A 12,720-nucleotide genomic window follows, 5' to 3' on the forward strand; every position below is an offset into this window, starting at 1 on the left:
AACGATCGTCTTCGGCCAGAGGGTTTGATGAGCGAGGCAACCAAACGGCAAGGGGAAACCCGCGCGCCGGTTCTGACGGCAAGAAATGTCGTCAGGCGGTTCGGCGGCCTTGTCGCGGTCAACGATGTCTCGTTTGAAGTCAAAGCGGGAGAAATCCTCGGCCTGATCGGCCCCAACGGCGCCGGCAAGACGACGATGTTCGACCTGCTTGCCGGAAGCATCCTGCCGACCAGCGGTGAAATCCTTCTCAACGGTACGCCAGTCTCGGGCGAAGCCGCACATCTGCGCATCGGACGCGGTCTCGGCCGCACCTTCCAGATACCGCGCCCGCTGCCCAATCTGACGCTGATCGAAAACATCATGCTGGCGGCACAACGTCAGGCCGGCGAAAAGCTGCTCGCCAATTTCGTCACGCCATGGCGCGTCGCCGCGCAGGAAAGAGCCGCCAGGACAAAGGCGCTCGAACTGCTGGAACTGGTCACCCTCACCCGCCTCGCACACGAGCCGGCGCGCGTGCTTTCCGGCGGCCAGCGCAAGCTCCTCGAACTCGCCCGCGTCATGATGGCCGACCCGGCGATCATCCTGCTCGACGAACCGGCCGCCGGAGTCAACGCGACGCTGCTCGAAGTCATCATAGACCGCATCCGCGATATCAACGCGCGCGGCATCACCTTCCTGCTCATCGAGCACAATATCGACATGGTGACGCGGCTTTGCCATCGCGTCCTCGTCATGGCGAGCGGCCAGCTGCTCAGCGAAGGCACGGCAGAGGAAGTCGCCCGCGACCCACGTGTCATCGAGGCCTATCTCGGAGGCGCGGCATGAGCGAGATCGTCCTCGATGTCCGCGACCTCGAGGCCGGCTACGAGCCCGGCGTGCCGATCGTGCGCGGCGCCTCGATCATCGTCGCCAAGGGTGAGATCGTCGTCGTGCTGGGCCCCAACGGCGCCGGCAAGTCGAGCTTCATCAAGGCAATCGCCGGCCTCGTCCCGATCACCGGCGGCACGGTGTTTCTGGACGGCAAGGACATCACGGCCGCGCCTGCCCACACCATGGTTCGGCTCGGGCTTGCCTTCGTGCCGCAGACCGAAAACATCTTTCCGCTGATGTCGGTCGAGGACAATCTCAAAGTCGCCTGCGGCATCCTCGAACGGCGCGAGATCCCTGGCCGCATCGAGGAGATGTATTCGGCCTTCCCCGATCTCGTGCGCCAGCGTCGCACCGCCGCCGGCAATTTGTCGGGCGGGCAGCGGCAGATGCTGGCCGTCGCGCGCGCGCTGATCGTCCACCCCAAAGTGCTGGTTCTGGACGAGCCGTCGGCCGGCCTGTCGCCGAAATTCGTCTCGATGGTGTTCGAGATGCTGGCCGGCATCCGCAAGTCCGGCGTCACCATCCTTTTGGTCGAGCAGAATGCCAAGGCGGCACTCGCCATCGGCGACCGCGCCTATGTGCTGGTCGAAGGCAAGGACCGGCACGAGGGCATCGCCTCCGAACTATGGAACGATCCGGTGGTCGCCGAACTCTATCTTGGCCAGCGCCCCCGTAAGGCCGACACGGGAGGTGCGGCATGAGCCTGCAATTTGTCGTCGACGGATTGCTGACGGGTTCGATGATCGGCCTCGGCGCCATCGGCGTGACGCTCACCTATTCGATCCTGCGCTTCTCGAACTTTGCCCATGGCGACTTCATGGCCTGGGGAACCTATGCGACGCTGGCCGTCGTCAGCGCCATCGGCGCGACAGTCGGCAAGGTGGCGCCGATCGCACCGTTGTCCTTCGGCTGGCCGCTCATTGTTGCGCTCGCTATCGGCATGGCCTTCACCGCGCTCTTGGCGCTGCTGCTCGACAAGGTGCTGTTTTCGCGGCTTCGCTCGCAAGGCCAGGCGATCATCGTGGTGATGGCGAGCTTCGGCGCCTCGATGGCGCTGAGAAGCTTGCTCGAATTCACTTTCACCTCGCGGCCGACCTATTTCAGCCGGGCAATCCAGATCGCCATGCCGGTCGGCTTCGGCATCCGCATCACGCCCGACCAGATCGCCCTGCTGCTACTGACCGCGGTGCTGGTGCTCGGCGTGCATCTGTTGATGACGCGCACGCAAACCGGCCGCTCGATGCAGGCCCTGAGCCAGAACGCGGCACTGGCCCGCATCGTCGGCATCGATGTCGCCAGCGTGGTGCGCGTCACCTGGGTCATCGGCGGGGCGCTGGCCTGCGTGGCCGGCGTGATGATCGGCATTCTGGTGCAGATCCGCCCGTTCATGGGTTTCGACATGCTGCTGCCGATGTTCGCTGCCGCCATTCTCGGCGGCATCGGCAGCATTCCTGGCGCGGTGCTCGGTGGCTTGATCATCGGGTTCGCCGAAGCCGGTGCAGTACAGCTGATCGGAGCCGAGTGGCGCGCCGCCGTCTCCTTCATCATCCTGATGGCGGTGCTGTTCGTGCGGCCTATCGGCCTGTTTGGTGTGAGGGAACGCTGATGGACCTGCTCGGCTACGGCGCCTTCTTCCTGACCACCGCGCTGATCTTTTCGCTGGTCACGCTGGGGCTCAATCTGCAATGGGGGCTGACCGGCCTGTTCAATGTCGGCCTCGCCGGCTTCGTCGCCATCGGCGCCTATACATCGGCGCTGCTGACCACACCGGACGATGCCGCGCGGCTGGGCGGCTTCGGCCTGCCGATCCTTGTCGGCTGGCTCGGCGCCATGGTTGTCGGCGGCATCGCCGCGGCGCTTACCGGCATGGCGACGCTGCGGCTGAGATCCGACTATCTTGCGATCACCACCTTCGGCGTCGCCGTGGTGGTGCAACTGGTCGCGCTCAACGCGCAGAAGCTGACCGGCGGCCCGTTCGGCATCGGTTTCATCCCGCGCCCCTTCGGCAGCCTTGCCGAGACGCCGCTGCTGTTCAACCTGTCCAACCTCGCGGTCGTATCGGTGGTGACGCTGATCGCCTATCTCGCTTTGGAGCACCTGTCGCGCAGCCCATGGGGGCGGGTTTTGAAGGCGTTGCGCGAGGATGAGCGGGCGGCGATCTCGCTTGGCAAGAGCGCGCGTTTCTACCGCGTCCAGGCCTTTGCCGTCGGCGGCGCCATCATGGCGCTGGCCGGCGCGCTGCAGGCGCACTTCACCGGCTTCATCGCGCCGGACAATTATTTGCCGATCCTGACCTTCCAGGTCTGGGTGATGCTGATCGTCGGCGGCTCGGGCAGTAATCTTGGCGCCGTCATCGGCAGCATCCTGGTGTGGGCGATATGGGCCGGATCGGGCACGCTGACCAGCATCCTGTTCCCGCCGGAACAGCAGGCTCGCGCCGCCGCGCTGCAGATCGCCGCCATCGGCGTCATGCTCTGCGTCATCCTGCTGATCCGGCCGAACGGCCTGTTCGGCGACAGGCCGCGGCGGCGCCGCTTCAGCAAGCGGGCGAAGATCGCTGCGGGCGAGAGCAGTTCCGGCTCATGAATGCCGTGATCCGGCAGGAGGCACAAGGCGCTTCGCTCTGGCATGCCGTCAGCGGTAGCCGCCGCGAGCGGCCGGCGCTGCAAGGTGGGCTCAATGTCGACCTGGCCATTGTCGGCGGCGGCTTTTCCGGCCTTTCAACCGCGCTGCACGCCGCCGGGAAAGGCCTTTCCGTCGCCGTTCTCGAAGCCGAATTCATCGCCTGGGGCGCGACCGGCAGGAATGCGGGATTTGTCGTGCCGAACTTCGCCAAGATGGACCCGGCCGACATACTGGCCCATCTCGGACCGTCGCGCGGCGAAAGGCTGATCGATTTTGCCGCCGGCAGCGCCGACCTGGTCTTCCGCCTGATCCGGCAGCACGGCATCGACTGCGACGCCGTGCAGAACGGATGGATCCAGCCAGCGCATTCGCCTGCCGCCTTCGAGAAGGTCAAGTCACGTGCCGGGCAATGGGCACAGCGTGGCCGGCCGGCTGTCACATTGGATCGGCAGGATGTCGAAGCCCTGACGGGAGTGCCAGGTTATGTCGGTGGCTGGATGGATCGTTGCGGCGGCGTGCTCAATCCGGTCGCCTATGCGCGCGGGCTCGCCGATGCGGCGGAGAAGGCCGGCGCGAAGATCTTCGAGCAGACGCGCGTCACCTCGGTTGATCGCATAGCCGATGGCTGGGTGCTGAAAACGCCGGTGGGATCGGTACGCGCCGCAAAGGTGCTGATCGCCACCAACGCCTATGGCTGGTCCCTCAACCCGTCATTGCAGCGAACCTATTTCCCGCTCAAGGTTTTCCAAATCGCCACGGCGCCGCTGCCGCCCGAAATCCGCGCGCGCCTGTTACCCGGTGGGCAAGGTGTCGGCGACACCAGGCGCAATCTGTTCACATTCCGCTTCGACGCCGAAAACCGGCTGATCAGCGGCGGCATGCATATCCTTGGCGCCGGTGCGGATACGCGCGTACCGCAGACGATCTGGCGAAGGCTTGGCCGGCATCTCGGTCTGCCCGATCTCCCGCCGCTTGCCTACAGCTGGTCGGGAATGGCGGCGGTCGAACCGGATTTCCTGCCGCACCTGATCGACCTCGGTCCGGGCCTGATCGCCGGACGCGCCTGCAACGGCCGCGGCATCGCCATGACCACAGCGATGGGCAAGGTGCTGGCCGACTGGGCCGCTGGAGCCGAGGCCCGCGACCTGCCGCTGCCCTTCGCGCCACCGGCGCCTATCCCGTTCCATGCCTTGCTGCGGCATGCGCCCAACATGCTGCTCGGCTGGAGCATGCTGCGCGACCGGCTGGACGGGACGAGCTAGGCCGACGGCTACCTGGCAGCGTCAAGGTTTGCAGATAATACGGCGGCCGCCACGGCGATGTCCTCTTCTATGAAAGTCCGCACAGTGGGACCGCTGCGCCGCTCCAGCGCGGCGACGATCTTGCGATGCGCGTCGTTGGACTGCGGGATGTAGCGATCGGCCTGCATCAGCAGCTTGAGATAAGGCCCAACCCGCCCCCAGAGGTCGCGGATCATGTTGAGCAGGATCGGCGCGCCGGCATGCTGGTAGATGGCGAAGTGGAACGCCTCGTTCAACGAGAGATAGGCCCTGGCGTCGCCGGCCTCGATGGCACGCTGCATGCCGGCGAGCGTCGCCTGTATGTCAGCCAGTCCGCTTTCGCTCATCCTGGTCGCCGCCATCTCGCCCGCCAGTCCCTCGACGGCGATACGGATGCGCGTCAGTTCCTCGAAGGCGGGCGCGGACAGCAACGGCACGATGACCGAGCGGTTGTTCTGCATCTCGAGCAGTCGCTCGGCGACAAGCCGCTGCAGCGCCTCGCGGATTGGCGTCGTCGAGATGCCGAACGTTTCGGCGAGCTTGCGGATGACCAGCGTCTGCCCCGGGCTGAAGCCGCCTGAAATCAACTCCTGCTTGAGCGCGCCATAGGCGCGGTCATTCAGGGTTTGATGTTCGAGCTTCAGCATGCGTTCGGCCCGATCACCAGTTCGACAGCGCGCGATCGAGCGTCTCGGCCAGTTGCTCGGCATTGTCCCTGGCAAACGGCAGTGGCGGCCTCATCTTCAGCACATTGCCGCGCGGACCGCAGGACGAGATCAGCACGCCGTCCTCGCGCATGGCTTCGACGACCGCCGATGTCTTGGTGGCGGCCAGCGCCTCGTCACCGTCCGCCGTCAGCTCGACACCGAAATAGAGGCCGTTATGCCTGATATCGGCGACCGCGCCATGCCGGCTCTGCAGGGTGCGCAGCAGTTCACTCGTATACGCGCCGACATTGCGCGCATTCTCGATCAGCCCCTCGCCCTCGATCACCGCCAGCACGGCGAGACCGACGGCGGCAGCAACCGGATTGCCGCCGAAAGTGTTGAAATAACCGGTGTTCGAGCCGAACGAAGCGACTAGCTGCGGCCGCACGAGCACGGCGCCCATCGGGTGTCCATCGCCGATCGGCTTGCCCATCGTGACGATGTCGGGCTCGATGCCATAATTGGCGAAACCCCACATGCCTTGGCCAAGCCGGCCGAAGCCGGACTGGACCTCATCGGCGATGACGATGCCGCCGGCCTTTCTGACGTGATCCACCGCCTCGCGCATCACCGCCGCATCGGGAAAGAAGATGCCGTCGCTGGAAAAGGCCGAGTCGAGAAGGAGTGCGGCCGGCTTGATATCTTTTACGCGCATGTCCTCGATGGCGGCGGCGACATTTTTTGCGAAAACATTCGCGGCCCGGCCATGGTCGCGGAACGTGTCCGGCGCCGACACGGTGCGGTGCTGCGCGCGCACGCCCTTTGCTCCGACCGCCGCCGGCGACAGTTGCGCCGTCGCGATGGTGGCGCCGTGATAAGCGAAGTCGGTGATGATCACGCCGGTGCCGCCGCTGGAATGCTGGGCGATGCGGATGGCGAGGTCGTTGGCCTCGCTTCCGGTGCAGGTGAACATGGCGTGGCTAAGATGGGCCGGAACGGTGCCGAGCAGTTTTTCCGCGTAATCGAGGATGATCTCGCTGAGATAGCGCGTGTGGGTGTTGAGCGTGGCGGCCTGTCCGGACAGCGCCTCGACAACGCGCGGGTGGCAGTGGCCGACCGAGGCGACGTTGTTATAGGCGTCGAGGAATTTACGGCCCTGGGCATCGTAGAGCCACACACCGCTGCCGCGCACCAGATGAATAGGGTTGCGGTAGAAGGCGCGATAGGTCGGCCCAAGCAGCCTGGCGCGGCGTTCAAGCAGCGCGCGCTCCGATGCAGCCGCGTCGGCATTTGAAGGATATGGCGAGGACTGGGACACGAGCATTTACTCCGGATTGGAATGGTCGAGAAAATAGCGGCGGGCATCGGTGGATGACAGACCATCCAGCTTTTCGAGCGAGGCCCAGACCTCGGTGGCGAGGCGCAGCACATAGTCGCGCTTGGCCGGGAAGCGCTCGGCCTGCCAACTGGCGATGTTGACGATGAGCGCAAGCCGGGCACGGATCAGATCGAAGAGAATGCCGATCTCTTCCTCCTCCAGCAGCTGAACCGATTGATAGCCGGCGACGAAGCGCGCGGCCGGCGCCAACGGATGGCCTTGCGCCGGCCAGCGATAGACGGCGCCGATGGCGAGGTCGCAGATCAGCGGCGAATGGATCATGTCGCCGAAATCGAGGATGCCGCTGACGACCTCCGGCCGCGACGCGTCCATCACCACATTGTAGGAGTTCATGTCGTTGTGGACGATCTGGGCGCGCAGGGTCGGAATGATTGGCGCCGCATGCTGCTCGAAGGAGTCGATCGCGCGCTCGACCATCGCCCTCCGGCCCGGATCAGTGATGTGCACCGTCATCGGTCGTATCTTGGCGACCTTGCGGATATCCCAGAGCAGGTCGCTGCCGGCGGCCGGGTGGAAGAAACCGCGCAGCGCCCGGCCAAGGCGGGCGAGGAAGATCCCGAGATTGCGATCCTGCGCATCGGAAGTCGGCGAGCGCGACAGCAGCTGACCGGGCAGATAAGTCACCAGCCGGACGATGCGCGGTGCCGATCCACCAACACTGGCCGTAAATTGCGCTTCGCCCTCAAGGCTTTTGCGCACCGAGGGAACCGGCAAGGTGGGGTCGACTGCAAGGATGTGGTCGAGCGCCTTGTTCTGGAAGTCGGTGAAGCCGGCCTCTTCCGCCGGATGGGAAACCTTGAGGACGAACTCGCCCTCGCCGTCGGTCTGGATGTGGAAGTTATGGTCGCGTTCGCCAGGCAATGGACGCGCGGTGCCGGTCAGCCCGTAGTGCCGGCGCACGATGGCAAGCGCGTCGGTCGTCGAGACATGGGGCGCGTCCTCGGCGAGCGTTTCGCCGAAAGCATCGGGGACGGCTGCATTCATGGCTTGGCCTCGATAGGTTCGAGGCCGCACCAGTCGGCGATGAACAGCGCGATCGTCTGGGTGACCTTGCGCACCGAGTCGAGATCGACGGCCTCGTCATAGCCGTGCGGCATGCGGCAGATCGGGCCGTAGACGATCGCCGGCGTTTCAGCATAGAGGCCGAAGAAGCGCGCATCAGTGGTCGCCGAGGTGACGTGCTCCGTCAGCGGCTCGCCCCACACGGCGGTGTGGCTGCGGCGCAGCACCGCTTCCATCTCGTCGGCGCCTTCCAGCACATAGCCCTCGGCCATGAAGCCGTTGTAGGTCATCATCGGTGGGCGATTGGCCAGGAACGGATCGGCACGCGCCGCTTCGGCGATACAGGCCTCAAGCTCGGCCCTGGCGTCTTCGAGCCTCTGGCCGGGATAGGTGGCGACGCGCATCTCGAAGACACAGCGCGCCGGAACGCTCGATGTCCATTCGCCCCCTTCGATCTTGCCGAGATTGAAGCGGATCGGGTGCGGGTGATCATGGAAATGCTTGTCGTCGACCTTGCGCGCGTTCCAGACGATTTCGAGCTGCTTCAGCGCCTGGATGATGACAAATGCCTTTTCGATGGCATTGGCCCCGGCAGAAAATGCACCCGACGCATGCTGGGGATCGCCGTCGACCTCGACCCGGAACCAGATCGGCCCGACCTGCGCCCGCATCAGCCTCGGCTCCAGCGGTTCGGGAATGAAGGCGGCGTCGGCGCGGTAGCCGCGCTGCAGACAGGCAAGCGCGCCATTGCCGGTGCATTCTTCCTCGACCACCGACTGGAGATACAAGTTCGCGGCCGGCTGATAGCCAAGGCTGCGCAATGCGGCCAGCGCATAGAGGCAGGCGGACAGGCCGGCCTTCATGTCGCCGGCGCCGCGGCCATGCATCCAGCCGTCCTCGATCACCGGATCGTAGGGATCGCGCACCCAGCGGTCGAGTGGCCCTGTCGGCACGACATCGATATGGCCGTTGAGGATCAGCGAGCGGCCGGTCGCGTTTCGCGGCGTATGCGTGGCAACGACATTGAAGGCGTCGTCATAAGAAACTGCCACGGGTGAAAAACCCGGCAGGTCGCGAATCGCATCGACATCGACGCGCCACATGTCGACGGCATAGCCGTCAGCCTCAAAGGCAGCCGCCATGAACGATTGTGCGGCATGTTCCTCACCACGCTGCGAAGGAAAACGCACGAGGTCTTGCAGAAACGCTACCTGCCGCGCGAAGCCGCCATCGACCGCGCTGAGAATGGCCTCGTCCGCAATCCGCTCAGGCATTATGTTTCACTTTCATCTGAATGGTGTATCATATCTCATATGCCATTTCTGTGAAATGCAAGAGGCATACGCGCCAAACTTTCAGTCCAGGACTTGCCGTTCAATGCTGCCATGGTCTGGGGAGTTGGCATCGGATGCAGCAAGCCGATACTGCTATCTCTGGAAGACATGACGAGGAATGCGTTGATCACCGAAGACACGATGCCGGCCGAAATCACCGATCTCGCCATTGGCTACCATCGCCTGCCGGCGGGCAAGCTTGCCAATGCGGTGACGTGGATGGAGGCGCGCTCGCCGCAGCCCGATCTCGCGCACCCCTTGGCCATGACACGGATCACGCCCCCCGACTGCGCTTCCTACCGGGCGATTTTCCTAGAGATCGGCGCGCCCTGGCTTTGGGACCGTGTTTCCGAAATGTCCGATGCCGAAATCACCGAGCATTTCGCCGACCCGCGCCAGCATCTCTACTACGGCCATGACGAGACCGGCGCGCATCTCGGTATGGTCGAATTCTTCGTCGCCGACAGCAGCGAGATCGAGATCACCTATTTTGGCCTGTTCCCGTCCCTGACCGGCAGGGGTTTCGGCAAACGGCTGATGGCCGGGGCACTGGACCTCGCATGGCGTCTCAACCCGAGCCGCATCTGGCTGCATACAAGCAGCTTCGATCATCACAGTGTCATCGGGTTCTACAGTGCCTGCGGGTTCGTCCCCTTCGCGACCGGATTTGAGATCATCGACGATCCCCGGATCAAGGGAACCTTGCCGCGCGATGCCGCACCGCAGATTCCGCTGATCGAAACGGAGTGGAGCAATGGCAAGGGAGCCGCGCTTTCGCGGAAAAGCGGCAGGTTGCACGGACCTAGATGAGAACAGCTCCGCAATCCGTCAGCCAAGCGTCGCCGCACCATCGCCGATGGGTGCGCCGCGAGACCATCCTGTCGACGCTGGAGCGCCACATCGACACGCGGATCGTGCTGTTCGCCGCGCCCGCCGGCTTCGGCAAATCGACGACAATGGCGCAATGGGCCACGGAGGTCGCGCGCCACGGTCGGCTGACCGCATGGCTATCCTGCGAGGCAACCGACAATGACGAGGGCGCCTTCCTGTCGCATCTGGTGGGCGCGCTCCGCCATCTCGTCCAGAGCCCAGCGGAACTCGACCTTGCCTTCCAGTCCAGCCCGATCCCCCAGCTCGATGTCATGCTCGCGGCACTGGTCACGGGCCTTGCAGCGCGCGAAGCTGACATCACGCTGTTCTTCGACGACTACCACGCTGTCGAGGCGACGGCGGTGAAGCGGTTCATGGAGCGCCTGACCCGGCAGGCGCCGGCAAACGTCGCCTTCGTCATCGGCTCGCGCAGCCTGCCCGATCTGCAACTCGGCAAGCTCAGGGTGCTGGGCGACATCTTCGAAATCGGCCCCGACGATCTGCGTTTCGCCTCGTCCGAGGCCGAGGCTTTCTTCAACGAGAAGCTGGGCCTGAGCGTCAGCAGCGGCACAGTGGAGACCTTGTGCTCGCGTACCGAAGGATGGGCCGCCGGCCTGCAGCTCGCCTCGCTCTCGCTGAGTGCCGCACACGCACCCGAAACCTTCATCGGCAATTTTACCGGCGCCAACCGCAACGTCGCCGACTTCCTGATGGGCGAAGTGTTTCTGGAGCTGCCGCCGGCAATCGCAAAATTCCTGCTCTACAGTTCGATCTTCGAACGCTTCAGCGCCGAAGCCTGCCGGGCGGTGATGCGCGCGGCGGATGCCGAGGCGGCGATTACCGAGATCGAGACGCGCAACCTGTTCCTGGTGCCGCTCGATGAAGAGCGACGCTGGTTCCGCTACCATCATCTGTTCCGCGATTTCCTCAGCCGCGAAATGGAACGGCGCGAACCGGAGATGATCGCGCCGCTGCATCTGGCGGCCGCCGAATGGTTCGGCGAACGCAAGATGCTGACCGAGGCGATCGGGTACGCGCTGGCCGCCGGCGACCAGGCACGCGCGGCGGTATTCGTCGAAAACAACGCGCTCGACCTCATCGCCCAGTGCCAGCTTCTCTACGTGCGCCAGCTGCTCGCGCTGCTGCCTAGGAAACTGATCGACCAGCGCATCCGGCTGCAACTGGTGGTGCTTTGGCTGGCGGTGCACAGCAGCCAACCCGAGATTGCCCAGCAGACGCTGAGCAATGCGCGCAAGCTGGTCGAGACCGGACCGACTGACAGCAATGACCCAGGCACCATGACCGGCACAACGATCGAGGCCGAACTGGTGGTTCTCGCCGCTGCCGTCCACAGCACGCTGGAGCAGTTCGATCAGGCGCGCGACACAGCACTTGCGGCCCTGCGCGTCATCTCACCCGATGCCTGGTTCATGGAAGGCGCGACCGCCAATGTCATCGGCTACAACCTCTATGCGCTGGGTGACCTCGAAGGTGCCCGCGCCGCGATCGATGCGGCGCGACGGGCGCATGAGCGAAGCGGCAGCCTGCTCGGCGTCACCATTGCCAATTGCTACATGGCCGTTGTCGAGCGTTCGGCGGGCCGCTTGCCCGCCGCCGAGCGGCTGCTGCGCAACGCCATCATCGAGGCCAGGGCGCGGATCGGTGCTAATTCCTATGCCGAGGCCTTGGCCGGAACGCTGCTAGCCGAGCTCGCCTACGAGACCAATGCGTCGGGCGAAGCGCTGACCCTGGTCGAGAATCTCGGCCCGCAGATCGAGGGCGCGGCGGTCATCGTCTATCCCCTTGCCAGCGTGCCGACCTATGCCCGTGTGCTGCAGCTGACCGGTCGCACCGAAGCCGCACTGGACATGCTGGAGCGCGTCTATCAACGCGTGCGCGGCACGGTGTATCGCCGCCTGGCATCGATGATCATGCATGACCGCGTACGTGTGCTGCTCGACCAGAACCGCAATGCCGAGGCGCGCGCGCTGCTGGCCGAGCATCGCGGCGAAGAGACCGAGACTTCGACGGTCATCACCACCGCAAACGAGTTCGAGTTCTTTGCCGAGGGCCGTTTGCTGACGGCGGAAAAATCCTATGCCAATGCAGCGGGGGTTTTCGACGCGCTTCTGGAGCGCACGAGAACCAGCGGGCGCATGCGTCGCCATATATTGGCGCTGATCCTGCGAGCCAAAGCGGCCAGCGCTGCCCACGACCAACGCGAGGCAGACCGCAATCTCCTCGATGCGTTGCGTCTCGCCCAACCTTCCGGCTTCATCCGTTCCTTCGTCGACGAGGGAAGGTCTGTCGTCGAAGGGTTGATGCGGCTGCGTGCTGCCCAGGCGAAGACCGACCCCGCGCTGTCAGCCTATGCCACGCGCATCATCGATGCAGCGCAGGCGATGCCCGTGGCGGCGCGCAAGCTGGCCGCACCAGCCGCTGAGAAGGAACAGCTCACCCAGCGCGAGGCCGAACTGCTGCGCTATCTCACTGAGGGCATGTCCAATCGCGATATCGCCTTGGCGCTGTCGGTGAGCGAAACCACGGTGAAATGGCACCTGAAGAACATTTTCGGCAAGCTTGCGGTATCCAACCGGGTGCAGGCGGTGCGCGCCGCGCAAGGGTCAGCAGGCGCCTATACCCCTCCGAAAGGAGGGGCATAGATACAGGCGCAGCCCCTCTTTCGGGTCGGG

11 protein-coding genes are annotated in these 12,720 nt (G+C 64.8%); 7 read left to right on the plus strand and 4 right to left on the minus strand.

Annotation, left to right across the window (positions count from 1 at the left end; all coding sequences use genetic code 11):
- The first annotated feature begins 27 nt into the window (after positions 1-27).
- The 5 genes from NKI21_RS09970 to NKI21_RS09990 are packed head-to-tail and all read left to right on the plus strand — an operon-like array spanning position 28 to position 4,757.
- The gene (locus tag NKI21_RS09970) at positions 28-825 is read left to right on the plus strand and encodes an ABC transporter ATP-binding protein (protein ID WP_128302372.1); all 798 of its coding nucleotides are present in this window, start codon (positions 28-30) and stop codon (positions 823-825) included.
- Positions 822-1,571 carry a branched-chain amino acid ABC transporter ATP-binding protein gene (locus NKI21_RS09975; RefSeq protein ID WP_128302371.1) on the plus strand — a complete coding sequence of 250 codons (750 nt, stop codon included), beginning with the start codon at positions 822-824 and terminating at the stop codon, positions 1,569-1,571. The genes NKI21_RS09970 and NKI21_RS09975 overlap by 4 nt, the downstream gene beginning before the upstream one ends.
- Positions 1,568-2,476, plus strand: coding sequence for a branched-chain amino acid ABC transporter permease (locus NKI21_RS09980; RefSeq protein ID WP_128302370.1), 909 nt, complete (start codon positions 1,568-1,570; stop codon positions 2,474-2,476). Before NKI21_RS09975 ends, NKI21_RS09980 begins: the two co-directional genes overlap by 4 nt.
- Positions 2,473-3,456 (plus strand): branched-chain amino acid ABC transporter permease, encoded by a 984-nt coding sequence (locus NKI21_RS09985; RefSeq protein WP_023808826.1) that lies wholly within the window; start codon positions 2,473-2,475, stop codon positions 3,454-3,456. Before NKI21_RS09980 ends, NKI21_RS09985 begins: the two co-directional genes overlap by 4 nt.
- Positions 3,453-4,757: an NAD(P)/FAD-dependent oxidoreductase gene (locus tag NKI21_RS09990; protein WP_023808827.1), complete on the plus strand. Its 1,305-nt coding sequence runs from the start codon at positions 3,453-3,455 to the stop codon at positions 4,755-4,757. The genes NKI21_RS09985 and NKI21_RS09990 overlap by 4 nt, the downstream gene beginning before the upstream one ends.
- Positions 4,758-4,765: 8 nt before the next feature.
- Here NKI21_RS09990 and NKI21_RS09995 read toward each other — a convergent pair whose 3' ends face one another.
- The 4 genes from NKI21_RS09995 to NKI21_RS10010 are packed head-to-tail and all read right to left on the minus strand — an operon-like array spanning position 4,766 to position 9,097.
- Positions 4,766-5,422 (minus strand): GntR family transcriptional regulator, encoded by a 657-nt coding sequence (locus NKI21_RS09995; protein ID WP_023808828.1) that lies wholly within the window; start codon positions 5,420-5,422, stop codon positions 4,766-4,768.
- Between the two features lie 13 nt (positions 5,423-5,435).
- Positions 5,436-6,746 (minus strand): aminotransferase class III-fold pyridoxal phosphate-dependent enzyme, encoded by a 1,311-nt coding sequence (locus NKI21_RS10000; protein ID WP_352440072.1) that lies wholly within the window; start codon positions 6,744-6,746, stop codon positions 5,436-5,438.
- Entirely contained in the window at positions 6,747-7,805 is a 1,059-nt protein-coding gene (locus NKI21_RS10005) for a phosphotransferase (RefSeq protein ID WP_023808830.1), read from the minus strand. It abuts the gene before it with no gap.
- A complete protein-coding gene (locus tag NKI21_RS10010; RefSeq protein ID WP_164892806.1) occupies positions 7,802-9,097 on the minus strand; it encodes an ArgE/DapE family deacylase in 1,296 nt (431 codons plus the stop codon). The genes NKI21_RS10005 and NKI21_RS10010 overlap by 4 nt, the downstream gene beginning before the upstream one ends.
- Positions 9,098-9,265: 168 nt before the next feature.
- Here NKI21_RS10010 and NKI21_RS10015 point away from each other — a divergent pair, with 168 nt between their 5' ends.
- Positions 9,266-9,967, plus strand: a complete 702-nt coding sequence (locus NKI21_RS10015; protein WP_245273050.1) for a GNAT family N-acetyltransferase — start codon at positions 9,266-9,268, stop codon at positions 9,965-9,967.
- Positions 9,964-12,690 carry a winged helix-turn-helix domain-containing protein gene (locus NKI21_RS10020; protein WP_352628492.1) on the plus strand — a complete coding sequence of 909 codons (2,727 nt, stop codon included), beginning with the start codon at positions 9,964-9,966 and terminating at the stop codon, positions 12,688-12,690. The genes NKI21_RS10015 and NKI21_RS10020 overlap by 4 nt, the downstream gene beginning before the upstream one ends.
- The last annotated feature ends 30 nt before the right edge of the window (positions 12,691-12,720 follow it).

The sequence above is a fragment of the Mesorhizobium sp. M0715 genome, from assembly GCF_040320355.1.
GTDB lineage: Bacteria > Pseudomonadota > Alphaproteobacteria > Rhizobiales > Rhizobiaceae > Mesorhizobium.

Coding starts and splice junctions, on each gene's coding strand:
- NKI21_RS09970 (WP_128302372.1), top strand. CDS start 28: ATGAGCGAGGCAACCAAACGGCAAGGGGAAACCCGCGCGCCGGTTCTG.
- NKI21_RS09980 (WP_128302370.1), top strand. CDS start 1,568: ATGAGCCTGCAATTTGTCGTCGACGGATTGCTGACGGGTTCGATGATC.
- NKI21_RS09990 (WP_023808827.1), top strand. CDS start 3,453: ATGAATGCCGTGATCCGGCAGGAGGCACAAGGCGCTTCGCTCTGGCAT.
- NKI21_RS10010 (WP_164892806.1), bottom strand. CDS start 9,097: ATGCCTGAGCGGATTGCGGACGAGGCCATTCTCAGCGCGGTCGATGGC.
- NKI21_RS09975 (WP_128302371.1), top strand. CDS start 822: ATGAGCGAGATCGTCCTCGATGTCCGCGACCTCGAGGCCGGCTACGAG.
- NKI21_RS10015 (WP_245273050.1), top strand. CDS start 9,266: ATGACGAGGAATGCGTTGATCACCGAAGACACGATGCCGGCCGAAATC.
- NKI21_RS09995 (WP_023808828.1), bottom strand. CDS start 5,422: ATGCTGAAGCTCGAACATCAAACCCTGAATGACCGCGCCTATGGCGCG.
- NKI21_RS10000 (WP_352440072.1), bottom strand. CDS start 6,746: ATGCTCGTGTCCCAGTCCTCGCCATATCCTTCAAATGCCGACGCGGCT.
- NKI21_RS10020 (WP_352628492.1), top strand. CDS start 9,964: ATGAGAACAGCTCCGCAATCCGTCAGCCAAGCGTCGCCGCACCATCGC.
- NKI21_RS10005 (WP_023808830.1), bottom strand. CDS start 7,805: ATGAATGCAGCCGTCCCCGATGCTTTCGGCGAAACGCTCGCCGAGGAC.